The sequence below is a fragment of the Microbacterium sp. JAI119 genome (assembly GCF_013410135.1).
GTDB lineage: Bacteria > Actinomycetota > Actinomycetes > Actinomycetales > Microbacteriaceae > Microbacterium > Microbacterium oxydans.
In genome coordinates this window covers 152,707-177,141 of the sequence record NZ_JACCCK010000004.1, presented here as the reverse complement: position 1 = coordinate 177,141, position 24,435 = coordinate 152,707, and the positions used below count along the sequence as shown (strand labels likewise).

Below are 24,435 nucleotides of genomic sequence, written 5' to 3'. Positions count from 1 at the left end.
GCCGGCATGGTCTTCGAGGGCTCGAGCGTCGCGATCTCCCACACCGGGAAGGTCCGCTCCAACAACCAGGATTCCGGCTACTCCGGAGCGAACCTCTTCGTCGTCGCCGACGGCATGGGCGGTCACGCCGGCGGTGACGTCGCATCCAGCATCGCGATCCAGCGCCTCGAGCCGCTCGATCAGGCGTATGCGACGACGGAAGACGCACAGGCCTCGCTGCAGGCGGCGGCGACCACGGCCGCGGGCGACCTCATCCGTGCCGCGAAGGACCGTCCAGAGCTGGCGGGTCTCGGCACCACCCTCAGCGCGATCATCATGGTCGACGAGTACGCGGTCATCGGCCACATCGGCGACTCGCGCATCTACCTCTATCGCGACGATGCCCTGACGCAGATCACCGCCGACCACACGTTCGTGCAGCGTCTGGTCGACTCGGGCCGCATCACCCCGGAGGAGGCGCGCTACCACCCGCGCCGATCCGTGCTGATGCGTGTGCTCAGCGACATGGACTCCGACCCCGAGCTCGACATGTTCGTCATGCACACGCAGCCCGGCGACCGCTGGCTGCTCTGCTCCGACGGACTCTCCGGCGTGGTCGACGAGCCGCACATCCTCAAGGCCATGCAGCTCGGTCTCGCCCCCGGACGTACGGCCGACATCCTGCTCAAGCAGGCACTCGACGGCGGCGCGCCCGACAACGTCACGATGGTCCTGGTCGACGTCGGCGGACAGCACCCGATCCATTCGGGAACCCCCACGATCGTCGGCTCAGCGTCGAACCCCGACGGCGTGTACGTTCCTCCCGTGCGGGCTCCCCGCGGCAACTGGCTGCACCCGGTGCGACAGGCCGCGAACGAGCCCAGCCACTTCGAGCCGGCGCCCGAGTACCTCGAGGAGCTCATCGAAGAGGACCGTCGTCGCGCCAAGCGCCGGCGCCTCGGGTGGATCGCCGGCGCTCTCGTGGTGATCGTGATGCTCGGCGTCGCGGCCTTCGCTGCCTACAGCTGGACCCAGACCCGGTACTTCATCGGCGCCGATGAGGACAGCGTCGTGATCTTCCAGGGCGTGCAGCAGAACATCGGTCCGATCACGCTGTCCACCCCGATCCAGGACACCGACATCCTCCTCGCGAACCTACCTCCGTATCAGCGGGCATCGGTCGAGCGCACGATCACCGCGCGCTCGCTGTCCGACGCGATGGCGATCGTGGACCGGCTCAAGGCGGGTGCCGACGCGAACACGATCGAGCAGACGCCGCTGCCCACGCCCATGCCGACCCCTGTCGAGACTCCGGCCGGGGGTGACGGATGACCACCGACGTCACAGCCGACACCAGCGTCATCAAGGCCCTCAAGCGCATCCGCATGCCCCAGAGCCAGCGCAACCGCGAGTTCTGGCTGCTGCTCTTCGCGTGTGCGATCAGCGGTGCCGCGCTCACGCTCGTCCAGCTGGGCGCGCTCGGGGTGATCGACCCGATGATCCTGGCGATCGGCGGTGGCCTCGCCGCCCTCGCGTTCGCGCTGCACATCGTGTTGCGCTTCGTGGCATCCGACGCCGACCCGTTCGTCGTACCGATCGCGACCCTGCTCACCGGACTCGGCATCGCGATGATCTACCGCATCGACATCGCCTTCAAGAACACCGGCTGGAACGCCTACTCGACCAAGCAGCTCGCGTGGACCGCCATCTCGCTGGCCGGTGCGATCGTGGTCGTGATCCTGCTGCGCAACTACCGGATCCTCTTCCGATACACCTACATCTTCGGACTCGCCGGAATCCTGCTCCTGCTGCTGCCCTTCGTCCCCGGGCTGCGCATCCCCGACGCGAACGCTGCGGTGTGGGTGTCGCTCGGCGGCGCCTTCGCCTTCCAGCCGGGCGAGCTCGCCAAGATCTGCCTGGCCATCTTCTTCGCGGGATACCTCGTGCGCACCCGTGAGAGCCTGACGTCGGTCGGCAAGCGGGTCCTTGGCATCACCTGGCCACGCATGCGCGAGCTCGGACCCGTGCTGGTCGTCTGGCTGATCTCGCTCGGGATCATCGTCTTCCAGCGCGACCTCGGAACCGGAACCCTGATCTTCGGGATGTTCGTCGCGATGCTCTACGTCGCGACGGGGAAGACCAGCTGGGTGCTCATCGGCCTGACCCTCGTGGTCGCCGGCGTCGCGCTCGCGACGCAGATCCTCAGCTACGTGCAGGGTCGCTTCATCAACTGGCTCTTCCTCTTCGACGCCAACCAGGTCGACCCGGACGGCGCCGGGTACCAGCCCATGCAAGGGCTCTTCGGCCTCGCCCGCGGCGGTCTGATGGGCACGGGTTGGGGCCAGGGACGCCCCGAGGTCACTCCGCTGGCCCACAGCGACTACATCATCACGAGCCTCGGCGAAGAACTCGGGCTGATCGGACTGTTCGCGATCCTCTGCCTCTACATGGTGTTCGTCAGCCGCGGCATGCGCATCGGCCTCGCCGGTCAGGACGACTTCGGCAAGCTGCTCGCGACGGGTCTCTCGTTCACGATCGCCCTGCAGGTGTTCATCATGGTCGGGGGTGTCACGCGCCTCATCCCGCTGACCGGCCTGACCACGCCGTTCCTCGCGGCGGGTGGATCCTCCCTCGTGGCCAACTGGCTCATCGTGGCTCTGCTGCTGCGCATCTCCGACGGTGTGCGGCGCCAACCCCGGGTGGTGATCGGCTGACATGACGAAGGAACTCCGCCGCCTCAGCATCATCATGCTGTTCATGTTCATCGCGCTGTTCGCCGCGACCAGTTGGATCCAGGTCGTCGAAGCGGATGCGCTGGCCCAGAACAGCAACAACAAGCGCACCCGGCTCGACAGCTATGAGATCCAGCGCGGATCGATCATCGTCGACGGCGTCGCGATCGCGAGCTCGGTGCCGAGTGATGACCGCTACCAGTTCCAGCGCACCTACGCGGATGCTCCCATCTGGGAGCCGGTAACGGGATACTTCAACCCGGCTCTGGGCTCGAGCACGGGCATCGAGAAGGCCATGAACGCCGAGCTATCCGGCACGGGGTCGAATGCCTTCCTCGGCGAGGTCGAGCGCATCCTCTCAGGCCAACCGCAGCGCGGGTACAGCGTCGAGCTCTCACTGAACACCGCGGCGCAGCGAGCGGCCTACGAGGCCCTCGGCGGCCTCAAGGGTGCTGTCGTGGCGATGGATCCGAAGACCGGACGGATCCTGGCCATGGTCTCCACGCCCGGCTTCGACACGAACCTGATGGCCACGCACGATGCCGATGCCGCGAACGCCACCTACGACCAGCTCGTCGCCGACGCCAACAAGCCGCTGTCCAACCGCGCCATCGCCGGCGACCTGAATCCTCCCGGTTCCACGTTCAAGGTCGTGGTCGCCGCTGCGGCCTATGCGAGCGGCAAGTGGACCCCGGAGTCGACGCTGCCCAACCCGGCCGTCTACACCCTTCCCGGGTCGTCCAACCGCGTCTCCAACGCGTGGGGCGGCACCTGCGGCCCCGGAGAGACCGTCACGATCGCCGAGGCGATCCGCCTCAGCTGCAACATCCCCATGGCCGAGCTCGCGGTCGAACTCGGCGACGACGCGATCCGCGAGATGGCCGACAAGCTCGGGTTCAATCGATCGTTCGACACGCCCCTGACGTCGACACCCTCCAGCTACCCGCGGGCCCTCGACGACGCACAGACCGCTCTGACCGGTTTCGGCCAGGGAAAGGTCACCGCCACTCCGCTGCAGATGGCCATGGTCTCCGCCGGACTCGCGAACGACGGTGTCGTGATGAATCCGCGGATGGTCGACGCCGTGATCGGCAACGACCTCTCGGTCATCAAGGCGTTCCAGGACAGCGAGTTCGGACGTGCGATGGAGGCCGATGTGGCGAACGACGTGACCGCCGCGATGGTCGCGAGCGTCGCAACGGGAGCGGCCCAGGGTGCAAGAATAGACGGGATCGACGTGGCCGGTAAGACGGGCACCGCAGAGAACGGAAACAGGCCGCATACGTTGTGGTTCACCGGCTTCGCGCCGGCGAACGATCCAGCGGTCGCAGTAGCGGTCGTCGTCGAAGACGGCGGCGGACAGGGACAATCAGGCAGCGGCGACACCATCGCCGCTCCGATTGCGAAGAAGGTCATAGAGGCGGTGCTGGGCAGATGAGGCCGACGCAGGGTGTGTCGTTCGGTGGTCGTTACGAGCTGCAGTCGCGTATCGCGATCGGTGGCATGGGCGAGGTGTGGGAAGCGACGGATCACGTCATCGGACGTACCGTCGCGATCAAGATCCTCAAGGACGAGTACATGGGGGACCCCGGGTTCCTCGAGCGCTTCCGAGCCGAGGCTCGGCACGCCGCACTCGTCAACCATGAGGGCATCGCCAGTGTCTTCGACTATGGCGAGGAGAACGGCAGCGCCTACCTCGTCATGGAGCTGGTGCCCGGCGAGGCTCTCTCGACCGTGCTCGAGCGCGATGGAGCACTCAGCGCCGACAAGACCCTCGACATCGTCGCCCAGACCGCGTCCGCTCTGCAGGCCGCTCACGCGGCGGGTCTCGTGCACCGCGACATCAAGCCGGGAAACCTGCTGATCACGCCCGACGGCCGCGTCAAGATCACCGATTTCGGCATCGCCCGTATCGCCGACCAGGTACCGCTCACCGCGACCGGCCAGGTCATGGGCACGGTGCAGTACCTGTCGCCCGAGCAGGCGTCCGGTCACCCGGCCTCCCCCGCCACCGACACCTACTCGCTCGGCATCGTCGCCTACGAATGCCTGGCGGGCAAGCGTCCGTTCACGGGTGAGTCGCAGGTGGCCATCGCCATGGCGCAGATCAACGAGCAGCCCCCGCCGCTGCCCCCGACCGTGCCGATCCCCGTCCAGAACCTCGTCATGGCCATGATCGCCAAGAAGCCCAGCGATCGCCCCTCGTCTTCTGCGACGGTGGCGCGCGCGGCTCAGGCTCTTCGCCGAGGCGACCTCAACTCCGCGGCCATCGCCGTGCCCGCGATCGCGACCGGCGGCATCGCAGGCGGAGACGACGCGACACGGATCCTGACGGCATCGGGAGACGACGGCACCACGCGCATCCTTCCCACCACGGCTCAGCTTCCCACCGAGGCTGCAGCCGAGGAGGAGAAGGAGAAGAAGAAGCGCAGCCCCTGGACCTGGCCGCTGATCGCTCTGATCGCTCTGCTGGTGATCGTGCTCGGCGGCACGTTGTGGGCGATGCTGGCGAACCAGGGCGGCGATGCCGATCCCACGGGTTCGCCGAGCAACACGCCGCCCCAGACCCAGACGCAGACGACACCGCCGCCGACCACTCCGACGCCGGAAGTGACCCGTGTGGACGTGACAGCCCTGAACCTGAACGGCATGGACTGCGGCGCCGCCACCTCCACTCTCAAGGAGGCGGGCTTCAACAGCGAGATCACCTGTGTCGACGGCGATCCTGCGCCGACCGATGCGGACGTCGGCAAGGTCTACCGCGTCGCACCGACCGGCAACGTCGAGACGACGCAGGCCATGACTCTCACGGTCTACGCGGCTCGTGCGGGCATCCCGACGCCGACCGACGCGCCGACGATCACCGGAAACCCAGTCGCGGGTTCGACGGTGACCATCTCCTGGGGAACCGGATTCACGTGCCCGAGCGGAACGACGCTTTCCGGCTACGTCGTGTCGGTGCAGAACGGCAGCTTCGTCTCCGGTGGGCCGAACTTCCAGCCGACGCAGCGCAACACGCAGGTGAAGATCGCCGACGCCGAGGGGCAGCAGCTCATCGTCACATACCAGGGCATGTGCTCCGGTGGCGATCAGCGCACTTCCGCGGCATCGCCCCCGCTCTCGGTGACGATCACGGCGGCCCCCGGCGACGGGGACACCGACACCGACGGGTAACCTGTAGTTCAGTTCAGCAAGCGTAGTTTTCCAGGGGGTCATCCGTGTCCACAGAGCCACGAATCGTCGCGGGCCGGTACCGCGTCGACGAGCTCATCGGGCATGGCGGTATGGCGAAGGTCTACCGCGGGTACGATCTGACGCTCGGTCGAGACGTCGCGATCAAGATCCTCGACGCCGATCTGGCACGGGACACCACGTTCCGCAATCGATTCCGGCTCGAGGCCCAGGCCGCGTCACGGATGTCTCACCCTTCGATCGTCCGCGTGTTCGATGCCGGCGACCCCTCGACGAGCGACATCGGTTCCGACGAGCCGCCCTATATCGTGATGGAGCTCGTCAAGGGCACCCTCCTCAAGGACATCATCGCGGCGGGACCGGTGCCGGCGGCCGACGCCGTGCGCTATGTCGACGGCATCCTCGAGGCGCTCGACTACTCGCACCGCGCAGGCGTGGTGCACCGCGACATCAAGCCGGGCAACGTGATGGTGACCGACAAGGGTCAGGTCAAGGTGATGGACTTCGGCATCGCCCGTGCCGTCTCCGACTCGTCCTCCACGGTGGCCGAGACGACCCAGATCATCGGCACCGCCGCCTACTTCTCGCCGGAACAGGCCAAGGGCGAACCCGTCGATGCGCGAGCCGACCTCTACTCCACGGGTGTCGTCCTGTACGAGCTGCTCACCGGACGCCAGCCGTTCCGTGGCGAGTCGCCGGTGGCTGTCGCCTACCAGCATGTGAGTGAGACACCGGTCCCTCCGACAGAGGTCAACGAGGACGCTCCTCCAACGCTCGACCCGATCGTGCTGCGCGCACTCGCGAAGGATCCCTACCAGCGGTATCCGGACGCCGCTCACTTCCGCGCCGCCCTGGATTCCGCCATGACCGGCAATGCCCCGACGCGCAAGGAACTGGGAGCACTGACCAGCGAGCTGTACGGCGCGAGCCCGCGGCAGGCGCAGGAGACCGCGCGGTCGCTGCGGCAGTTGAGTGCGGACACCACCATGACCCGAACCCAGTCCGGACCACCGGTCGCCTGGATCTGGGCCGGAGTGGCACTGCTCGCGGTGCTGCTGGCATCGGTGCTGTTCTGGGTCGTCACGATCAGCATGCGCCCTCCCGAGGTGTCGAGCACGTCGCGAACGATCCCGAACCTCGTCAACGTGTCATCCGAGCGCGCACAGGACGACCTCGCGAACCTCGACCTCTCGTCGAAGATCGTGATCGAGACGAGCTCCGAGGTCTCCGAGGGAAACGTGATCCGCACCGACCCCGAGGCGGGGGTGTCGGTCGAGGAGGGCTCCACGGTCACGCTGTACGTCTCCAAGGGCGAGGAGACGGTCGTGATGCCCAAGATCGAGGGCATGGCACTCGACGACGCCACGAACGCGCTGAAGGCGGCCGGGCTCGAACTCGGAACGGTCATCCAACGCAACGACAAGGCGTTGGCCGCGAACACGGTCATCTCCGCCAGTGAGAAGGCCGACGCCGAGCTCGATCCGGGTACCGTCGTCAACCTGGTCGTGGCCAGCGGCACGGTGACGCTCACCGACCTCGCCGGCTGGACCGTCGACGCCGCCACGGCCAACCTCACCGATCTCGGCCTGGTGGCCGTGCCGACGGAGACGGCCGAGTGCCCGGCCACGGAGCCGCCGACCGTGCACTCCATGTCGGTCGCACCCGGTGACGTCCCGGTCGGCTCGTCCGTCCAGATCTTCTTCTGCACCGGTTGACGCGCAGGTCCCGGTGAGCCGGACCGTACCTTCAGCGTGACAGGGGGTGCAGCGTCTCGGCGCGCGCGACCGCTCCGTCGTCGCCGCACAGTTCCAGCCAGTTCGCCAGGAGTCGGTAGCCTCCCTCTGTGAGCACGCTCTCCGGGTGGAACTGCACGCCCCACACCGGCAGGTCGCGGTGGGCCAGCGCCATGACCGTCCCCTCCTCTGTCCAGGCCGTCACCATGACCTCGGGTGGCAGGTCGGAGGCCGCGAGCGCGAGCGAGTGATACCGCCCTGCATCGAACGGCGAGGGGATTCCTGCGAACAGGGGAGAAGCGTCGTGCGTGACCGACGAGACCATCCCGTGCATGAGTTCGGGCGCCGCGGTGACGGGAGTCCCGAAGGCCTCTCCGATCGCCTGGTGTCCGAGACACACACCGAGCGTCGGCACCCGCAGCCGCGTGGCGACGCGCACGGCATCGATCGACGCTCCAGCATCGGCAGGTGCACCTGGGCCCGGAGAGAGCATCACCGCGTCGTACGCCGGCACCAGCTTCTCGAGTCGGGCGGCATCCGTCGCATCCGCTTCGATCATGTCGGCGTCTGCGCCGAGCTCCTGCAGGTATCCGACCAGGGTGTGCACGAAGCTGTCGTGGTTGTCGACCACGAGCACTCGCGTCATTCGACGTCGACCTCGCCGGGGGCGATGATCGGGCTCACCCAGGGGAACACGTACCAGAACAGTCCGTAGAGCACGGCGGCGATGACGATCACGAGGATGAGGACCCGCAGCCACCACGGGCCGGGCAGCAGGCGCCAGAGGGCGGCGTACATCAGGCTTCTCCCTTTCGGATGTCCATGATCACACCGAGGGTGCGGCCGGCGGAGGCGGCGGATCGGTCAGAGCGGTCGGCGGACCCTCGGCGCGTGGCTGGAAGCTCTCGAACACCCCGTAGGCGACGATGCGCTCGGCCAAGGAGTACAGCGGAGAGCAGGCCGTGAGCGTGATGTACTGCTCCCCGGTCTGCTGCTCGGGCATCTGCGGCACGTCGGCGAGCACATCGGTCTGGCTGGGCTTCACGTACTCGAGCGTGCGGAACCGGTAGGTGTACCAGCCGTCAGGTGTCTCCACGACGATCGCGTCGTTCAACTGCAGCTTGTCGAGCTGGTTGAACGGCTTTCCCCACGTGGTCCGATGCCCGGCCAGCGAGAAGTTGCCGACCTCGCCCGGCATCTTCGAGTTGGTGTAGACCCCGATCCCCTGCTGGTCGAGCGTGCGGGCACGGCTCGTCCCGCCGAAGATCCCGAAGTTGTAGTCCGCGCCGAAACGCGGGATGTGCATCTGTCCGAACCACTGCGCATCGGCCGGGGCCGCGGGCACGGGGGGCACGTATGCCGTGGTTCCGTCGTCTTCCTCGACGACGGGCGGGAGCGCCGGGGGCTCGGCCTGTGCCAGCGCCTGAGACACGGCTGCACCCTCGTCGTTCTTCTGGGCGCTGATGATGATGTCGCCGATCCACATCTGCCACGCGACGAAGAGCAGGACGATCACGCCGGCGGTGAGGAGCAGCTCTCCGAGCACGCTCGCGAACGTCGCGCGCGAGCGCGGCCGCTGTCGCCGCGGACGCCGCCCCCCAGGCACGACGGATGCAGTCATGCGGTGATCATATCCGGGAACGCTGAGCGCGCGCCGTGGCCTCTCCGTCTGCGGCGGCATCCTGGCCTCGGCGGAGGACAGGTCTCATGGGTACAATGACGGAATGGCACGTGACCGCAAGACTGAAGAACCCGCCGTCGAGCGCGCCGAAGGCGACGCCGCTCCCAACGCCGTGTGGTTCAAGCCGGTGATGATCGGCTTCATGCTCCTGGGGCTCGTGTGGATCCTTGTCTTCTACATCTCCGGCATGCAGTACCCGATCCCGGGGCTGTCGAACTGGAACCTGGCGATCGGCCTCGGCATCGCGCTGATCGGCTTCCTGATGACCACTCGCTGGCGCTGACGCCTCCACTTCTTCCAGAAAGGCCCCCTCGCATCGCGAGGGGGCCTTTCTCATACCCATCCCGGATTCCACTCCGCTCCGGTGTACAGCGGCAACGCCACCGAAGGTCGTAGGCGGGTTCCCGGAGTGAGCATCGGGAGGGACCCGCGAAGCGGGAGGGAGCCCGTTCTGCGAACGAAGGGAATCCGCCTACGACCGTCCCCCGGAGATGCCCGCCCACAAGTCCACCCAGAGCGAAAGTTATCCACAGGTCCATCCACAGCCTGGGGAGAATTACACCGGTGTTATTCACAGGGGTTAACAACCCTGTTAACAACTCGGGATCAGGACAAAAGGATGAGCGGCGGCACGAAGGCGACGACGACGATCAACAGGACGACCAGCGCGGACAGCAGAACGATCTGCAGGGTTCGCTGGTCTCGGCGCTTCGTCTTGACATAGATGAAGGCCACCAGCGCGCCGATGACGACTCCGCCGAGGTGCGCCTGCCAGGAGATCCGTCCACCCCCGAAGACCAGCCCGTAGACGAAGTTGATGCCGAGGATGACGAGAAGCCCGGTGACATTGGCGCCGAGGTGCCGGCCGACGATGAGCAGAGCGGCCATCATGCCGAAGATCGCTCCCGAGGCCCCGACCGTGGAGGTCAGCGGGGCGAGCACCGCCACCATGACCGAGCCGCCAAGACCGCTGATGAGGTAGAGGGCGAGGAACCGGACGCGGCCGAGCATGGGCTCGAGGCTCTGTCCGAGCATCCACAACGCGAGCATGTTGAGGGCGAGGTGGATGAAGCTGCCGTGGGCGAAGACGGCGGTGAGCAGTCGCCAGGGCTCGAATGGCAGCGGCGAGAGGTTCGGGTACAGATACGGGGCCGCGAAGAGCATCTGCCCGGTGATCTGCTCGCCGATGCCGGGGATCAGCTGAACCAGTCCGATGAACGACGTGACGGCGAGGAGAGCGTAGGTGACGACCGGCTTGCCGCTGCGGGCCATCGCCATGGTCGCGCCGCTGCCGCCCCAGCGCCGAGCCGCCTTCTTCTGAGCGGGGGTGCGGTTCTTCTTGTCCGCGTTCATGCACTCGGGACAGATGACGCCGACAGCCGCCTGCGTCTGGCACTCGGGGCAGATGGTGCGCATGCACCGCTGGCAGAGCACGAAGCTCTGCCGATCCGGATGGCGGTAACAGAAGTTGTCGCGATTGCTCGTGAGCTCTGGCGTGGTCATCCGGATCGGCCGCAGCTGTCGTCAGGCCGCGACGATGTCGATCGACTGCAGCACGACAGGCTCGACCGGACGGTCGCCCGGGCCGGTCTGCACGGCGCCGATCGCGTCGACGACTGCGCGGGAAGCGTCATCGGCGACCTCGCCGAAGATCGTGTGCTTGCCCTGCAGCCACGGGGTGGGGTCCGTCGTGATGAAGAACTGCGAACCGTTGGTGCCCTCGGGCTTGCCGGTGATGGCGTTGCGACGCAGGCCGGCGTTGGCCATCGCGAGGATGTACGGCTTGTTGAAGTCGAGCTCCATGTTGATCTCATCGTCGAAGTTGTAGCCGGGGCCGCCGACGCCCTGTCCGAGCGGGTCGCCGCCCTGGATCATGAAGTTCGGGATGATGCGGTGGAAGATGACGTCCTTGTAGAGGGGTCCGTCGCCGGGCTTGCCGGTGGCGGGGTCGGTCCACTCCTGGGTGCCGTCGGCGAGGCCGACGAAGTTCTTGACCGTCTTCGGTGCGTGATCGCCGAAGAGGTTGATGACGATGTCACCGTGGTTGGTGTGCAGGGTTGCGACATGAGAAGCGTGAGCCATGCCTTCATTCTCGCAGAGCTTCCGGTGAGTTGGCCGAGGCCTGTACCCCTGATCAGGCGAAGAAGCAAGGGTCGGGCGATTCCCTCCCGGCTTCCAGCCTGTCGTGGCAAGATGGGGAACCCGTACTCCAATGGACAGGAGAGCATCGTGAGCCTCAGCCGCAAGCGGAAGAAGGAACTGCGTCGTCTTCAGAAGGAAGCGAACCAGCTCTGGGAGAACCAGCAGGTGCTCGTCGGTCACGCCGCCGATGTCGCCCGGGAGGCCGGACGTCAGCTCGGCAGCCTCAATCGTGAGCAGGTCGTCCCGGTCATCCAGGACACGTACAACCGTCGCGTCGCCCCGGTCGTCGACCGTGGCGTCAAGATCGGCAAGCACGTCGTCGACGACAAGGTCGTCCCGATCGTGGGCGGAGTCGTCGGTTCCGCCCTCACCGCGTGGGATGTCGCCAACGCGAAGCGTCACGGTGTGGCCGTCCCGGCACCCCGCGGTGCTTTCGGGAAGAAGCAGAAGTCGGGCCCGGGTCTCGGCTCCGTCATCGCTATCGTCCTCGGCGCGGCCGCGGCCGTCGGCGTTCTCTACGCCGCTTGGCAGGCACTGCGCGCCGACGACGAGCTCTGGGTCGCGGACGACCCGCTCGCCGCACCCGACGCGTGACCCCGTCCGATATCGCCTCCGTCGCCCCGGGTGACGGAGGCGATCGGCATGCGCGGGTGCGTGAAGCGGCCGCAGCCCGCGGTCTCGAGATCGAGATCCGTGAGCGCCCGGCGGCAGGCAGCCTGTTCGAGGCAGCCGAGCTCCTCGGCATCCCGCCGTCGGGCATCGTCAAGACACTCGTCGTGAAGCGCTCCGACGACACGTTCCTGTTCGCGCTGATACCGGGCGGACGCTCGATCTCCTGGCCGAAGCTCCGCGCCCTGGTCGGAGTGAACAAGCTTCGGCTTCCGGAAGCGGAGTTGGCTCTCGCGGCGACAGGCTACGAGCGCGGCACCATCGTCCCGATCGGCAGCACCACCGACTGGCCGATCTACGCCGACGAGTCCATCGTCGGTCAGCGCATCGCCATGGGTGCGGGGGCCCACGGATACAGTCTGTTCGTCGACGCAGACGACCTGATCGCCGCCTACGGGGCGACCGTCGCAGACATCTCCGTTCCCGAAGAGCGTTGACCCCGGCCGGGACTCGGTCGGTTCAGAGGATCCCGGCCATCCGCATGGCGATGTCGACCAGCCGCACCCGCTGCAGCTCGGCCACCGCCTTCATCGGAAACCACTCGGCCATGTCGGTCGAACCGCCGGTCTCGAATCGCAGCTTGCCACCGGTGACCTCGGCTCGGTAGACGATGCGCAGCGTGTGCAGCGGTTCTGCTGCCTTCTGCACTCGACGACCCGCGGGAATCACACGGGAATGGATGCCGAGGAGCTCGCCGACCTTGACCGTGTAGCCGGTCTCCTCGCGGAGCTCTCGACGTACGGCGTCTTCCGGAGATTCACCCGGCTCGAGCCCACCCCCGGGCATCGTCCACGCGACGCGACGACCCTCCGTCCAGCGCGCCAACAGCAGCCGTCCGTCGTCATCGGTGACGACCGCGTACGCCGCGACACGCAGGTCCATGGACACACCCTATCCGTCAGCGAAGGGGGTCGATGACCGTGCGTCACTCTCCGGAAACCGACGGTCCGCTCCGATCGATCAGGAATCGAGAAGCGCTCTGTCCTCCGGCCTCCGTAATGTGATCTCCACAACGGACAGCACCAGGAGAGGACCGATCATGGCCGAGAAAGAGAAGAACTTCAGCGCCGAGGAACGCGAGGCCATGCAGGCTACCGCGAAGGAAGCGCGCACGCGCCGCTCCAGGGCGAAGAAGTCCCCGGAGGAGCTCCGCGCCGCGGGGGAGGCCGACATCAAGGAGGCGATCGAGAAGCTCACACCCGAAGACCAGGCCCTGGCGAAGAAGCTGCATGACCTGGTCTCCGAGGTCGCCCCCGACCTGGTCCCCCGCACCTACTACGGGATGCCGGCGTGGGGTCGCGACGGCAAGGTGCTCTGCTTCTTCCAGCCGGCCAGCAAGTTCAAGGTCCGCTACGGAACGTTCGGGTTCGAACCGATCTCGAACCTCGACGACGGAACCGTGTGGCCGACCGCCTATGCCGTGACCGACCTCACGAAGGCCGACCTCGAGTTCCTGGGCGAACGCATCCGACTGGCGATCAGCTGACGACACCCTGCTGCCCCGAGGCCGCTCGGGCAGTACCGTTGAGCCGTGAGCACTCTGCCCTTCCCCGCATCCGTGTACGCTGCCCGCCTCGCCGACGCCGCAACGCTCGCGGCTGAAGCGGGAATCGATGCCGTCATCGTGGGTCCCGGACCCGACCTGCAGTACCTGCTGGGCGTGGAGGGCGACACCATCGAGCGGCTCACCGCACTCGTTCTCGGTCCCGGAGTCACGCCCACGGTGGTGGTGCCGCGGATGGAACTCGCCAAGCTGCGAACCACGGCCGCCGGTGAGCTCGGCCTCCGCGTCGCGGACTGGGTGGACGGAGAGGATCCCTACGCGCTGGTCGGCGAGGCAGCGGGTGCGGTGGCACGCGTCGGTGTGTCCGACGCCCTCCCCGCCCTGCACGTCATCCCGATCGGTGAGCGCCTGGGTGTGCGCCTCGAGCTCGCCACACCGGTGCTGCGCGAGAGCCGCATGATCAAGGATGCCGAGGAGATCAGAGAGCTGCGCCATGCCGGAGACGCCATCGACGCGGTGCACCGGCGCGTGCCTGAGTGGCTTCGTGCCGGACGCACCGAACGCGAGGTGGCTGCCGACATCGCCGAGGCGATCGTCGCCGAAGGGCACCGCACGGTGGAGTTCGTGATCGTCGGATCGGGCCCGAATGGTGCGGACCCTCACCACGAGGTCTCGGACCGCGTGATCGAAGAAGGCGACGTGGTCGTGGTCGACATCGGTGGGGCTGTCCCGAGCGGCTACAACTCCGATAGCACCAGGACATACGTGGTCGGAACCCCCGACCCCGCCGCAGCTGAGCGCATCGGAGTGCTGGTGCGCGCGCAGCAGGCTGCGGTCGATGCCGTGCGCCCCGGAGCCACCGCCTCCGAAGTGGATGCCGCAGCGCGAACCGTTCTCGACGAGGCGGGCCTCGGGGAGGCGTTCCTGCACCGCACCGGCCACGGAATCGGAGTCTCGGTGCACGAAGAGCCGTACATCGCCCCTGGCAACGGTCTGGTGCTCCGCGAGGGCATGGCCTTCAGCATCGAACCTGGTATCTACTTCGCCGGCGAATGGGGTGCCCGCATCGAGGACATCGTCGTCGTGACGGCCGAGGGTGGCCAGCGACTGAACGTCGCACCGCACGGACTGACTTCGGTCGGCTCCGACTGAGACGCACCCGGATATGCAGCGCCGTCGCAAGGTATCGTCCGCCAATGCGTCGCCGGCGACCCGCGCGCGCTACGCCCGACGTCGACAGAATCGCCTCGCGCGCGTGGACAACGACCTCACCGATGAGCAGTGGTACGCCCTGATGGACGCCTGGGGCGGGTGCGCGTACTGCGGGGGAGACGGCGCCGCTCTGCAGCGCGACTGCATCCAACCCGTGTCCCGCGGCGGCCGCTACACGCTCGAGAACGTGGTTCCGGCGTGCGCCTCCTGCAATGCGAGCAAGCACAATGACGAGGTCACGGGCTGGCTGCGCCGCAAGAAGCTCGACGAAAGGACATTCCTCGTGCGGCACGCCACGATCCTCCGGGGGCTTCGACCCGCCGAATGAAGCCGGTGTGCGCACTCGCTACTCTCGACTCATGACGACGATCGCTGCGATCACTGCCGAGGACCGCCCCGAATGGGAGGTGCTCTGGAAGGGGTACCTGTCCTTCTATGAGACCGACCTCGATGACGCGACCACGGCGGCGACCTTCAGGAGACTCGTCGACCGCGGATCGGGGATCCGTGGTGCGATCGCCCGCGATGACAACGGCGTCGCGGTCGGCATCGTCCACTGGCTGACGCACGCCGGCACCTGGACGATCACGGACTACTGCTATCTGGAAGATCTCTTCGTCGCGCCAGACGTGCGCGGCGGTGGTGTCGGCAGGGCGCTGATCACTCACGTGCGCGCATGGGCGGAGCAGCACGGGTCGTCCAAGCTCTACTGGCTCACGGCGGAGTCGAACACCACGGCGCGGGGCCTCTACGATCGTGTCGCGTCGCGGTCGGGCATGATCCACTACGAGATCGATCTCGACTGAAACGGTGACCGAAGGAAAGAAGCCCCCGGCAGGTGCCAGGGGCTTCTTCATCCTGTGGAGCCTAGGAGCATCGTATCCCTCGTCATTCTCCCGCGTAATCTCGCGGTTTGAGGGGTACAGGACCGTGAAAGTGTAACGAAAAGTGTAACGAGTTCGTCGGTTCACAGAGTCGCGATGTCGTCTGGAGCGATGTCGTCGTCATCGCCCCCCGCGTGCGTTCTATCGACAAAAATGGGTCGATCACCGGTTCGTGACAAAGTCGTTACATTCAATGTTGATATTCCCTGTGTTCCCGTAAATCGCGGGACGAAATACACAGGGAGTAGTCATCATGGCAACTTTTATCGTCAGTTCGGACTCATTCAGCGGTCACGTTTTCGCATCGCAGGTCGGCGTCAAGGCGGAGGATTTGCGCGCACGCACGGACGGTGACGGCGCAAACAAGTTGACGGACGGCAAGGCACAGTGGCGTACCGGTCTGTCGGGGTTGATTCTCGACGAGCAGGGCAACGTCATTCGTGAGGATCAGGGCATCACGGTCGCGATTCTCAGCAAGGTCGACATTCTCCGCAACGTCGATTACAAGCTCGTGGGCACTATTCGCGTCACTCCGTACGTGACGAACAACAACCGTCAGGGTCTTTCGATCATCGCGGATTCCGTCGTGCCGGTGAAGGGCAACGAACAGAAGTAATCGTCATGGGCGGGGGTGGTTGCGTTTCTCGAGGCGTAGTCATCCCCGTTCGCGGTTTCACGGACACAGGGAGCATGAAATGAGATTCATTGACGCAGTGGCGTTGGTATTCAGTCGATCACGTCGCATCGCACACGGTGCATGGGAGTCATGGGCGCGGGAGCAGGTGCAGCGTCACGGCGAAGCACAGCACGGCGATCAGCAGGACGCAGCGCACAAGGGTTTGGGGTTACAAGCAAGCGACGAAGTCGCAACGGCGCAGGGTCACGGCGAAGCACAGCAGGCGCGGACCAGCGCAGAAGCATCGCCATGGGATTTGAACGCGGACTGGCGGGCATTCAAGGACGCGGGGGGAGGTGAACGAGCATGAGACGTTGGTTCGGTTTGGGGTTCATCGCGGTCGCGGTGGCATTGGTCATCGGTGGCACAGTCGTCACGGACGAAGCGCAGGCATCGCCGCCAGCGGCAACGGATGCAATCGATGTCGTGTACCAGTACGCATGGTTGCCACGCGTTCCGGCATGGCAGGAAGCGAAGACCAACGCAGCGGCGTCACACGCGAAGATCGTGGGCGAGTGCAAGGCGTACGTTCCGTACAGTCATCGCAACGACCGTGACGGCTGGATGCGCTTCTGTGATTCATTGCCGGCTCCGGTCATCGGTGAATACGTCGTATTCGATCAAGCAACGGGCGAGGTCGTGCGATGAGAACGCGAGGCACACAGTACGTTCCGCAGGAGCGTGATTGGCCGGTCGTCGGATATTGCGGCGTATGTGGCGTAGCGATCAACGAAGCGTGTTTCCGCGGTGGCGAGCATGATGCACGCGGGATCGTCGCAGGCGATTGGTACAGGTGCGGCGTGTGTGGCGAGCGGTGGCAAGCATGAGAGTCACGGACGAACAGCAGGCAGTCATCGCAGCGAACGAGTCACGCATGTTGGTGAACGCGTACGCAGGCACGGGCAAGACGGAGACGACGGCGCACAGGGTTGCACGGTTACGCAAGGACGGTAAGCGGGTGTTGTTGCTGTGTTTCACACGTGCAGCGCAGCAGCAGTTGTCATCGCGATTGGAGGCGATGGGCGTCAGGGCGACGGTGAAGACGTTGCATTCCTTCGCACACGAGTTCGTTGCACGGTGGCACGAGAAGAACGGCGCAGTCATGCCGTCCTTGGCAACGGATTTCCTGGTGCGTCGGGTCATCATGCGTCACGGGTTCACGCCGACGAGCGCGAACGTCAACGCGATCAGACAGGCATCGACGTTCATCGCAAACGGCATGGGTGGTTTCCCGCAGAGCAGCGAGTTCGACGGCAAAGCAGCGCGAACGATGGTCGAGGCATACGCGGTCGAGAAAGAGCGCACGAACACGGTCGATTTCGATGACCTGATCTCGATGGCAACGGAGATCGTGAGGCCGTGGCAAGGCGAGATTGTGGTTGACGAGGCACAGGATCTCTCAAACCTGCAGTTGCGATTGCTGGACGCGTTGACGAGCGACGACACGAGCATGACATGGGTCGGTGATCGGTGGCAGTCGATCTACGGATTCACGGGTGTGGACGCGGATTTGTTCAGGAAGCGCAGCGAGTGGGCGCAGTACACGTTGAGCAGGTCGTTTCGTTCGACGGTGGACGTTCTGAGGATCGCGAATCAGTTGGTGCCGGATCGGATCGCATCGGATTTCGTCGGCGGTCGCGTAGACGTACGCACACGGGACGAGTTGGAGACGGTCGGGGATTTGCTGCTGTGGAGCCACGGAAACGATGCGATTCTGGCGCGCACGCACGCGGAGTTGGAGGGGATCGGTCGAGCGTTCACACGGGAGGGCAAGGCGTTCTCATGGACAGCATTTGACACGCACGGCGCGATGCCGACGCAGAAGGCACGGCCGACGGTGTTGAGCACGATTCACGCGGCGAAGGGATTGGAGTGGGAAGCGGTCGCGGTCATCGGTCTCAACGGACGTTCATTCGGCACGTTCGATCCATCGCCGGAGGAAGCACGGTTGTTCTACGTCGCGGCGACACGGGCAAAGCAGGAGTTGATGCTGTTCACGCAGGACGGTGATCTGCCGTTCGAGGTTGAATCATGAGCGTTGTCGATATTTCACGCAAGGGCGTTCACGGTGCTCTGGATGTTCGCTCCCTGGCATTCATCGAGAAACACTGTGAACGCCCCTATTTCGTGCGCAGGATCAATCGCTACGTTCGATGCGGGAGCGGCGATCCGTCGGTGTGTCGCAAGTGCGCGTCGATTCGTTCCCTCGACAAGAAACGCATCATCGGGTCAGGATGCAACGCGAGCGAGCTCGACGGGATCACATGGGAGACGTTGCAGGCGTATCGATTCTTCTTCGTGACGTTCACCGCGCCGTCGTTCGGCAGAATCAGGGACGGTGTGCCGGTCGATGCGAAACGGTACGAGTATCGGCAGCAGGTCGCATGGAATCAACGGAGCAGAGACCTGTTTCACGCGACAACGGATGCGCTGGCACGTCGTTTGCCGGATGCGGAGTGGGTGTTCGTACGGGAGTGGCAGAGACGGGGGGCGATTCACTTCCACGGGATCGTTCGTGTGCCGCAGTGGGTGAGTTCATCGGACGCGTGGGGCGAGTTGAAGGCGTTACGGGCGGTGCAGTCGCAGGGGATCGCATGGGGTCGGCAGATGAACATTCAGAGCGTCGGCGGGGATGATCGCGGGAGCGTCGTTCGGTACATGAGCAAGGTCGTCGCATACACAGCGAAGCATCAGAGCGGTGATCGCGGGGCATTGTCGGAGCAGGTCGCAGCGTTCTATGAACGGTTGGACAAACACGCGCAGAATCTCGTGTGCAATCGCAGAGGATGCGCGGGCAAGCGAGTGTGCGACGGACGGATGCACAGGACGCACGGTTACGCAGGGCAGATGCTGACGAAGAGCAAGGGATGGTCGTTCGCGGCGTTGACGTTCGGAGAGTTGCGGGCACAGCGGTCACGGTTCGCGGGCACGGGGTCGAGCACGGTGCAGCAGGCGGAGTTGGAGGAGGCGGCACGGTTGGCACGCATCGGATACGAAGCGGCGTTCGAGGGCATGGAGGCGTCGGCGGTGGTCGCGGGAGCAGATCGGTTGCGGCGAACGCTGAAACGCGCCAGACAGCGGCACGGAGCAGAACACGACGGACATACGTCGGACAGATGAAACGACGCCAGATCGCGAGCAGTGACGATCCACGGGGGTATGGACACGAAGGCGCACGGGCACGAAAGCAGGGCGGCGCGGCGGCGCGGTTTGTGTGACACGTCGCAAGGTTGTGCGTCACGTCGGTGCGCGGACGCGAGCACGTCACGGCAGCGCGGGAGCGTCAGCGGGAGCGCGTCGGGGCGGAGCACAGCGAGACGCGGGAGATGTGACGGCACATTCCGCAGCTATGTGTCAGCGCAATAACGCAAAGGCGCGGAGCGCGAGCGCAGCGAGCGGGTCGCGACTTCTTGACAATATATATGAAGATGGATTGGGAAAAGGGAAAGTCAGATCAGGCGGGGACGGAGAGGTGAAAGTCGGATCGGGCAAAAGGTGCGGTAGAAGCGCATGTTTTCGATCAGCAGAGCGTCAGGAGCGAAACGCGACTTTCGCGGAGACGAAACACGACTTTTTGACGACGATCATTCGCTGACGGGATTTGCCTCGTTGATCTTCGCGAGTCGTCCCCAATCGCCCTTTTCGAGCGCGTCGCCGTACGCGGTGATCGCATCCTTCTTCGCCTGTGCGGAGAAATGCGTGTAGTAGAGCGTCATCGTCGCATCGGAATGGCCGAGGAGTTCCTGCACGTATTGCAAGTTCTGGCCGGCACGGAACATCATCGACGCAGTCAAATGACGGTTGTAGTGCAGACGCCATTTTTCGGGTTTCGTCTCGCGGGCAGCGAAGTACGCATCGAGCACGTCGTCCCAGATTTTCTGCACGTCGGTGTAGTTGATGTGCATGCCATCGTCGCGGCGGAACACAAGGTCATCGCGCCAGTCCCCGATGTCGGGGTACGTGGTCATCTTGTGCCACGTCAAGTCGACCCACCATTCGTGTGGCATGTACACGATGCGGGACTTGTTGTTCTTCGTGCGGGGATCGATGAACCACCCCTGCCCCTTCGCACGCGACAACTGCTGACGCACATGAATACGCGCCCCCACGTCGGTGTCGTCATCATCGATGCAGTTCCACGTCAGGCCCAACAGTTCGGATCGACGCAGGCCGAGGAACATGAACAGGATCAACACGTAGTGCTTGTGCTGTTCGTCCTTCAGCCAACGGAGCAGATCGAGCGCGATGGTCGTTCGTTTGTCGATCAGCTGGATGTCGTCGTCATGCACGGCGGCCTTGTACGTGCGTTGCTTCACGCCGGTGATCGGATTGCGTGCGATGAGGTCGTTGTTCGTCGCCCACGTGAGCATCGTCTTCACGACCTTGTACGTGTTGCGCCACGCGCCGTCCGGCAGCGCAGCGATGTCATGCGACAGGAAGCGTTGCACACGTTCGCGGTCAAGGTCAGCGATCGGCACGTCAGCGAGGAACGGCAGGATGTGCAACTCCCCCTGACGGCGGTGTTTGCGTCGCACTTCGGTGGAAATGTCGTTCGGGCCGTACGAGTCGATCCAGCGGGTGAACACGTCACGCACGGTCAGCGCGGGAGCGGAGTCGCGCACGGGCGGGGAGGCGAGACGTTTGGCGATGTTCTGCTGGCGTCGTCGGATCGCATCACGTTCGGTCATGCCCACGCCACGGATGAATCGACGGCGGCCGTCATCGTCGGTGTACGACACTTGCGCGACGTATCGAGGTTCGCCGTTGTGGGTCGTGAACGAGACAGAGCCGCCGGTCAGATCACGCATGGCGGCAAGTGTAACGGGAAGTGTAACGAGATGTACCGCTCCAGCGAGGTCAGATCGTTGATTTCTCGCGGTTCTTGGTTACTTTGTGGAGCCTAGGAGATTCGAACTCCTGACATCCTGCTTGCAAAGCAGGCGCTCTACCAACTGAGCTAAGGCCCCGTGAGGGATTTCTTGAGTTAAGGAGTGGGGCTACCAGGACTTGAACCTGGGACCTCTTCATTATCAGTGAAGCGCTCTAACCGCCTGAGCTATAGCCCCGTCAACCTCCAAGACTTTACCGGAGAAAGACGGAAAATCCGAATCGAGGGGGAGCGCCCGGGAGTGTCTCCCCCTCGATCGTCTTCAGCGACCCGGTCGGATGGTCGCGGTGCCGGCCGAGAGGGAGACGTCGATCGTCCTCCGCGAGCTCGACGCCTCATCCACTTCGGCGTTCAGCGTGCCCGCGCTGATCTCCTGGGAGATCGCGTACTCGACGTCGGGAACGGTCAGATCGAGGGTGCCGGCACTGACGTCGATGGATGTCAGCGCGGGAGGCGTTCCCGTCAGCTCCACGGTGAGATCACCCGCGGAGACACCGAGGTCGGCCTGGGCGATGCCGTCGAGCAGGATGTCGGCACGACCGGCGCTCATCTGCACGTCGAGCTCTTTCGCGGCTCCTTGGATGTCGAGAGCACCCGCGTTCACACTGACATCGAGGATCCCGAAGTCTCCGGCCACATCGAGGCTGCCCGCATTGAGGTTCAGGTCGGCATCGAGTCCCGCGTCGCGAAGGCTCTCCGGGAGCGTGAGCACAGCGACCTCCTCCTCACCGAACCAGCCGCCGATCCACCATCCGAAGACCCCCTGCGGGCTCCGCACGACCAGCTCGTCGCCGTCACGTTCGAATCTCCACGGGGTACCGCGTCCGTTCGTGATGGCGAGTGTGGCCTCGTCGACGTCGCCGAACTCGACCCGCATGCTGCTGGCGTCGGCGGAGAGGTCGATGCTCTCCAGCCCGGCGACACCCACGCTCTGCACGGAGTCGGCACGGTTCGAAGTGGCGATGGTGCCGACGGCTGCCGCGGCTGCTGTTCCGCCGGCGCCGAGAAGTGCGAGCCCACCGACCACCGCCGTCACGACCATGACCGCGGTCGCACCGGACGAGCGGCCGGCGGGAGGAGGGGTCGGAGCCGCGTGCGGAGCGTCAGACTGCGGAACGGAGGCGGGTGGCGGGGTGAGCGGGGTGTGTCCGCCCTGGTCCCCGTTGTTGTCGGTGGTCATCGTGCCACTCCTGTCTGGCCGGTCGGCGGCGTCGTGCCACCGGTGTTCTCGATGTGGGCGAGGGCGGCGAGCACACGGCGGTTGCCCGACTCGTCCTGTTCGAAGCCCAGTTTCTGGAAGATGGAGGTGATGTGCTTCTCGACGCTGGCTTCGGAGAGGAACAGCAGTCCGGCGATCGCCTGATTCGACTTGCCCTCGGCGATCAGTGCGAGCACGGTGCGCTCGCGCTCGGTGAGCCGCAGCATCCGATCATCACGGTTACGCCGTGTCAGCAGCTGGGCGACGACCTCGGGGTCGAGCACGGTGGCTCCCTCGGATATCCGCTGCACGGAGGCGAGGAACTCCGAGACGTCGGCGACCCGATCCTTCAACAGGTAGCCGAGAGGGCCACCCTGCGCCGCGATCAGGTCGGAGGCGTAACGCTCCTCGACGTACTGGGAGAGCACGAGGATCGCGAGCGACGGGTGGGTCGACCGCAGACCGAGAGCGGCCCGGATCCCCTCGTCTGTGAAGGTCGGAGGGAGACGCACATCCAGGATGCACAGATCGGGTGCCTCCGTGACGACGGCCTGGTCGAGACCCTCGATGTCGGGAAGAGCGGCGACCACCTGGTGACCGGCGTCTTCGAGCAGACGGACCAGGCCCTCGCGCAGCAGGACCGAGTCCTCGCAGATCAGGATGCGCACGGGACGCTCACCTCCAGGCTGGTCGGGCCGCCCTGCGGACTGTCGAGGCGGAAGGTTCCGCCGGCGGCGAGGATGCGGTTCGCGATGCCGTCGAGGCCGCCGCCCGGCTGCACCTGCGCTCCTCCGATGCCGTTGTCCTCGACCCGCGCCCACAGCGTGTTGCCGTCACGCAGCCGCACGACCACACGGGCCTCGCTGGCTCGGGAGTGCTTCGCCGCGTTGGTCAGGGACTCGGCGATCGAGAAGTACACGGCGGCCTCGGCCTCGCGACTGCACCGACCGTCCATCCGCACGTCGAGGTGCACGGGGATGTGGGAGCGTCCCGCGAGTGCCGACAGTGCGGCGTCGAGCCCCCGGTCGTCCAGCACGGAGGCATGTATGCCGCGTGCGAGCTGACGCAGCTCGGTGATGGCCGCCTTCGTCGAGGTGTGAGCCTCGTTGATGAGTTCCTTCGCCGCACCGGGATCGCTGTCGATCTTCTGCTGAGCGAGCCCGAGCGTCATCCCCACGGAGACGAGACGGGGCTGGACTCCGTCGTGCAGATCGCGCTCGATGCGGGTGCGCTCGACATCGGCGGCGCGCACGGCCCCCTCGCGCTGGGCCGTCGAGGTGCGGACACGCTCGGTGAGCTCCGTCTCCCTGCTGCGGATGACGATCGCGAGCGACAGGGTGCGATGCAGCAGTGCGAGGCCGATGATCCCGACGACGCAGGCTGCGATGCCCAGGATCCCGATGAGCGGGGCCCACTCGGCAGGAATGCCCCCGCCGCCGAACGGTCCCATCACGGAGTCGACTCCGGTGAGCGGTGCGAACGAGACGACGATCGACCAGATCAGGCCCCAGAACAGCCGAAGCACGACCCACCCGAGCACGGCGGAGATGGCGAAGTTGGCGACAGCGCGCCACATGCGTCCATCGATCGCCTGCCGGCCCAATGCGCGCAGCCATCCGACGAAGCCGGGGCGGTCGCGTGGCTGCAGCCGCAGGGGGCCGACCGGAGTCCGGTACAGCGACCCGACCCGAGCGATCTCGAACCAGCCGAGACCGTAGAGGGCATAGACCAAGCCGACGAGCAGGACCAGACCGATACCGGCGACGAAGAGGAGTCCGAGTCCGGTACCGAGGAGGCCTCCGAGCGTGCCGAAGATGGCGCCGCCCAGGACGCCGACGCCTGCCAGATGCAGGATCGTGAGGAAGATGCGCAACGGCGGCTTCACCGCTGTTGCGGAAGCCGGGGTCGCAGTCTGAGTGGTCATGGTTCCAAGGTACGGCGGTGG

The 24,435-nt window shown here is 65.7% G+C and carries 26 protein-coding genes and 2 tRNA genes; 16 read left to right on the top strand and 12 right to left on the bottom strand.

Annotation, left to right across the window (positions count from 1 at the left end; translation table 11 throughout):
• Positions 1-6 precede the first annotated feature (6 nt).
• Genes HDC31_RS16945 through pknB form a run of 5 tightly spaced genes read left to right on the top strand, consistent with a single transcriptional unit; the run spans position 7 to position 7,618 of the window.
• A complete protein-coding gene (locus HDC31_RS16945; protein ID WP_046747992.1) occupies positions 7-1,311 on the top strand; it encodes a PP2C family serine/threonine-protein phosphatase in 1,305 nt (434 codons plus the stop codon).
• Complete coding sequence (locus HDC31_RS16940) at positions 1,308-2,693, top strand: FtsW/RodA/SpoVE family cell cycle protein (protein ID WP_046747991.1); 1,386 nt, start codon at positions 1,308-1,310, stop codon at positions 2,691-2,693. The genes HDC31_RS16945 and HDC31_RS16940 overlap by 4 nt, the downstream gene beginning before the upstream one ends.
• A gap of 1 nt (position 2,694) precedes the next feature.
• Complete coding sequence (locus HDC31_RS16935; protein ID WP_046747990.1) at positions 2,695-4,149, top strand: penicillin-binding protein 2; 1,455 nt, start codon at positions 2,695-2,697, stop codon at positions 4,147-4,149.
• Entirely contained in the window at positions 4,146-5,885 is a 1,740-nt protein-coding gene (locus HDC31_RS16930) for a serine/threonine-protein kinase (protein ID WP_218867881.1), read from the top strand. Before HDC31_RS16935 ends, HDC31_RS16930 begins: the two co-directional genes overlap by 4 nt.
• A gap of 44 nt (positions 5,886-5,929) precedes the next feature.
• On the top strand, positions 5,930-7,618 hold the full coding sequence (gene pknB, locus HDC31_RS16925; RefSeq protein ID WP_058630932.1) for a Stk1 family PASTA domain-containing Ser/Thr kinase: 1,689 nt from the start codon (positions 5,930-5,932) through the stop codon (positions 7,616-7,618).
• A gap of 31 nt (positions 7,619-7,649) precedes the next feature.
• Here the strand turns inward: pknB and HDC31_RS16920 are convergent, their stop codons facing one another.
• The 3 genes from HDC31_RS16920 to HDC31_RS16910 are packed head-to-tail and all read right to left on the bottom strand — an operon-like array spanning position 7,650 to position 9,257.
• On the bottom strand, positions 7,650-8,282 hold the full coding sequence (locus HDC31_RS16920) for an aminodeoxychorismate/anthranilate synthase component II (protein WP_061016328.1): 633 nt from the start codon (positions 8,280-8,282) through the stop codon (positions 7,650-7,652).
• Complete coding sequence (locus HDC31_RS16915; protein ID WP_046747986.1) at positions 8,279-8,434, bottom strand: membrane protein; 156 nt, start codon at positions 8,432-8,434, stop codon at positions 8,279-8,281. The genes HDC31_RS16920 and HDC31_RS16915 overlap by 4 nt, the downstream gene beginning before the upstream one ends.
• Before the next feature lie 28 nt (positions 8,435-8,462).
• Positions 8,463-9,257 (bottom strand): class E sortase, encoded by a 795-nt coding sequence (locus HDC31_RS16910; RefSeq protein WP_058630934.1) that lies wholly within the window; start codon positions 9,255-9,257, stop codon positions 8,463-8,465.
• Positions 9,258-9,360: 103 nt separating this feature from the next.
• Between HDC31_RS16910 and HDC31_RS16905 the strand changes: the two genes are divergently transcribed.
• Positions 9,361-9,600, top strand: coding sequence for a cell division protein CrgA (locus tag HDC31_RS16905; protein WP_045263578.1), 240 nt, complete (start codon positions 9,361-9,363; stop codon positions 9,598-9,600).
• Positions 9,601-9,923: 323 nt separating this feature from the next.
• Here HDC31_RS16905 and HDC31_RS16900 read toward each other — a convergent pair whose 3' ends face one another.
• Complete coding sequence (locus HDC31_RS16900) at positions 9,924-10,820, bottom strand: rhomboid family intramembrane serine protease (protein WP_113680677.1); 897 nt, start codon at positions 10,818-10,820, stop codon at positions 9,924-9,926.
• 21 nt (positions 10,821-10,841) lie between these two features.
• Positions 10,842-11,399 carry a peptidylprolyl isomerase gene (locus HDC31_RS16895; RefSeq protein ID WP_046747983.1) on the bottom strand — a complete coding sequence of 186 codons (558 nt, stop codon included), beginning with the start codon at positions 11,397-11,399 and terminating at the stop codon, positions 10,842-10,844.
• Between the two features lie 147 nt (positions 11,400-11,546).
• Here HDC31_RS16895 and HDC31_RS16890 point away from each other — a divergent pair, with 147 nt between their 5' ends.
• Both HDC31_RS16890 and HDC31_RS16885 read left to right on the top strand, forming a co-directional pair.
• Positions 11,547-12,053, top strand: coding sequence for a hypothetical protein (locus HDC31_RS16890; RefSeq protein WP_046747982.1), 507 nt, complete (start codon positions 11,547-11,549; stop codon positions 12,051-12,053).
• A gap of 56 nt (positions 12,054-12,109) precedes the next feature.
• Positions 12,110-12,565 (top strand): aminoacyl-tRNA deacylase, encoded by a 456-nt coding sequence (locus HDC31_RS16885; protein ID WP_171011004.1) that lies wholly within the window; start codon positions 12,110-12,112, stop codon positions 12,563-12,565.
• 22 nt (positions 12,566-12,587) lie between these two features.
• Here the strand turns inward: HDC31_RS16885 and HDC31_RS16880 are convergent, their stop codons facing one another.
• Positions 12,588-13,010, bottom strand: a complete 423-nt coding sequence (locus tag HDC31_RS16880) for an NUDIX hydrolase (protein ID WP_113680676.1) — start codon at positions 13,008-13,010, stop codon at positions 12,588-12,590.
• A 157-nt stretch (positions 13,011-13,167) separates the two neighbouring features.
• Between HDC31_RS16880 and HDC31_RS16875 the strand changes: the two genes are divergently transcribed.
• From HDC31_RS16875 to HDC31_RS16840, 8 genes are all read left to right on the top strand, one after another.
• Positions 13,168-13,614 (top strand): DUF1801 domain-containing protein, encoded by a 447-nt coding sequence (locus HDC31_RS16875; protein ID WP_113680675.1) that lies wholly within the window; start codon positions 13,168-13,170, stop codon positions 13,612-13,614.
• Positions 13,615-13,659: 45 nt separating this feature from the next.
• Positions 13,660-14,784: a Xaa-Pro peptidase family protein gene (locus HDC31_RS16870; RefSeq protein ID WP_179516372.1), complete on the top strand. Its 1,125-nt coding sequence runs from the start codon at positions 13,660-13,662 to the stop codon at positions 14,782-14,784.
• A 103-nt stretch (positions 14,785-14,887) separates the two neighbouring features.
• Positions 14,888-15,172 carry an HNH endonuclease gene (locus HDC31_RS16865; RefSeq protein WP_307723489.1) on the top strand — a complete coding sequence of 95 codons (285 nt, stop codon included), beginning with the start codon at positions 14,888-14,890 and terminating at the stop codon, positions 15,170-15,172.
• A gap of 31 nt (positions 15,173-15,203) precedes the next feature.
• Positions 15,204-15,650, top strand: coding sequence for a GNAT family N-acetyltransferase (locus HDC31_RS16860; protein WP_061016339.1), 447 nt, complete (start codon positions 15,204-15,206; stop codon positions 15,648-15,650).
• A 331-nt stretch (positions 15,651-15,981) separates the two neighbouring features.
• Positions 15,982-16,344, top strand: a complete 363-nt coding sequence (locus HDC31_RS16855; protein WP_113680673.1) for a hypothetical protein — start codon at positions 15,982-15,984, stop codon at positions 16,342-16,344.
• 366 nt (positions 16,345-16,710) lie between these two features.
• The gene (locus tag HDC31_RS16850; protein ID WP_113680672.1) at positions 16,711-17,052 is read left to right on the top strand and encodes a hypothetical protein; all 342 of its coding nucleotides are present in this window, start codon (positions 16,711-16,713) and stop codon (positions 17,050-17,052) included.
• A gap of 175 nt (positions 17,053-17,227) precedes the next feature.
• Positions 17,228-18,439, top strand: a complete 1,212-nt coding sequence (locus HDC31_RS16845) for a UvrD-helicase domain-containing protein (RefSeq protein ID WP_113680671.1) — start codon at positions 17,228-17,230, stop codon at positions 18,437-18,439.
• Complete coding sequence (locus HDC31_RS16840) at positions 18,436-19,524, top strand: replication initiator (RefSeq protein ID WP_147251221.1); 1,089 nt, start codon at positions 18,436-18,438, stop codon at positions 19,522-19,524. The genes HDC31_RS16845 and HDC31_RS16840 overlap by 4 nt, the downstream gene beginning before the upstream one ends.
• Positions 19,525-19,988: 464 nt before the next feature.
• Here the strand turns inward: HDC31_RS16840 and HDC31_RS16835 are convergent, their stop codons facing one another.
• The 6 genes from HDC31_RS16835 to HDC31_RS16810 all read right to left on the bottom strand — a co-directional run bounded on the left by HDC31_RS16835 (position 19,989) and on the right by HDC31_RS16810 (position 24,414).
• Complete coding sequence (locus HDC31_RS16835; RefSeq protein ID WP_179516370.1) at positions 19,989-21,026, bottom strand: site-specific integrase; 1,038 nt, start codon at positions 21,024-21,026, stop codon at positions 19,989-19,991.
• Positions 21,027-21,298: 272 nt separating this feature from the next.
• Positions 21,299-21,371 (bottom strand) — tRNA-Ala (locus HDC31_RS16830).
• 25 nt (positions 21,372-21,396) lie between these two features.
• Positions 21,397-21,470, bottom strand: a tRNA-Ile gene (locus HDC31_RS16825).
• Between the two features lie 84 nt (positions 21,471-21,554).
• Positions 21,555-22,472: a hypothetical protein gene (locus tag HDC31_RS16820; RefSeq protein WP_113680668.1), complete on the bottom strand. Its 918-nt coding sequence runs from the start codon at positions 22,470-22,472 to the stop codon at positions 21,555-21,557.
• A complete protein-coding gene (locus tag HDC31_RS16815) occupies positions 22,469-23,158 on the bottom strand; it encodes a response regulator transcription factor (protein ID WP_058630950.1) in 690 nt (229 codons plus the stop codon). Before HDC31_RS16815 ends, HDC31_RS16820 begins: the two co-directional genes overlap by 4 nt.
• Positions 23,146-24,414: a histidine kinase gene (locus tag HDC31_RS16810; protein ID WP_046747974.1), complete on the bottom strand. Its 1,269-nt coding sequence runs from the start codon at positions 24,412-24,414 to the stop codon at positions 23,146-23,148. Before HDC31_RS16810 ends, HDC31_RS16815 begins: the two co-directional genes overlap by 13 nt.
• Between the last annotated feature and the right edge of the window lie 21 nt (positions 24,415-24,435).

Bases quoted from the DNA above. Each gene is read 5' to 3' on its own strand.
- HDC31_RS16945 (WP_046747992.1), top strand. From the start codon at position 7: ATGGTCTTCGAGGGCTCGAGCGTCGCGATCTCCCACACCGGGAAGGTC.
- HDC31_RS16880 (WP_113680676.1), bottom strand. From the start codon at position 13,010: ATGGACCTGCGTGTCGCGGCGTACGCGGTCGTCACCGATGACGACGGA.
- HDC31_RS16820 (WP_113680668.1), bottom strand. From the start codon at position 22,472: ATGACCACCGACAACAACGGGGACCAGGGCGGACACACCCCGCTCACC.
- HDC31_RS16940 (WP_046747991.1), top strand. From the start codon at position 1,308: ATGACCACCGACGTCACAGCCGACACCAGCGTCATCAAGGCCCTCAAG.
- HDC31_RS16855 (WP_113680673.1), top strand. From the start codon at position 15,982: ATGGCAACTTTTATCGTCAGTTCGGACTCATTCAGCGGTCACGTTTTC.
- HDC31_RS16850 (WP_113680672.1), top strand. From the start codon at position 16,711: ATGAGACGTTGGTTCGGTTTGGGGTTCATCGCGGTCGCGGTGGCATTG.
- HDC31_RS16900 (WP_113680677.1), bottom strand. From the start codon at position 10,820: ATGACCACGCCAGAGCTCACGAGCAATCGCGACAACTTCTGTTACCGC.
- HDC31_RS16930 (WP_218867881.1), top strand. From the start codon at position 4,146: ATGAGGCCGACGCAGGGTGTGTCGTTCGGTGGTCGTTACGAGCTGCAG.
- HDC31_RS16905 (WP_045263578.1), top strand. From the start codon at position 9,361: ATGGCACGTGACCGCAAGACTGAAGAACCCGCCGTCGAGCGCGCCGAA.
- HDC31_RS16875 (WP_113680675.1), top strand. From the start codon at position 13,168: ATGGCCGAGAAAGAGAAGAACTTCAGCGCCGAGGAACGCGAGGCCATG.
- HDC31_RS16935 (WP_046747990.1), top strand. From the start codon at position 2,695: ATGACGAAGGAACTCCGCCGCCTCAGCATCATCATGCTGTTCATGTTC.
- HDC31_RS16845 (WP_113680671.1), top strand. From the start codon at position 17,228: ATGAGAGTCACGGACGAACAGCAGGCAGTCATCGCAGCGAACGAGTCA.
- HDC31_RS16840 (WP_147251221.1), top strand. From the start codon at position 18,436: ATGAGCGTTGTCGATATTTCACGCAAGGGCGTTCACGGTGCTCTGGAT.
- HDC31_RS16910 (WP_058630934.1), bottom strand. From the start codon at position 9,257: ATGACTGCATCCGTCGTGCCTGGGGGGCGGCGTCCGCGGCGACAGCGG.
- HDC31_RS16895 (WP_046747983.1), bottom strand. From the start codon at position 11,399: ATGGCTCACGCTTCTCATGTCGCAACCCTGCACACCAACCACGGTGAC.
- HDC31_RS16915 (WP_046747986.1), bottom strand. From the start codon at position 8,434: ATGTACGCCGCCCTCTGGCGCCTGCTGCCCGGCCCGTGGTGGCTGCGG.
- HDC31_RS16810 (WP_046747974.1), bottom strand. From the start codon at position 24,414: ATGACCACTCAGACTGCGACCCCGGCTTCCGCAACAGCGGTGAAGCCG.
- HDC31_RS16920 (WP_061016328.1), bottom strand. From the start codon at position 8,282: ATGACGCGAGTGCTCGTGGTCGACAACCACGACAGCTTCGTGCACACC.
- HDC31_RS16860 (WP_061016339.1), top strand. From the start codon at position 15,204: ATGACGACGATCGCTGCGATCACTGCCGAGGACCGCCCCGAATGGGAG.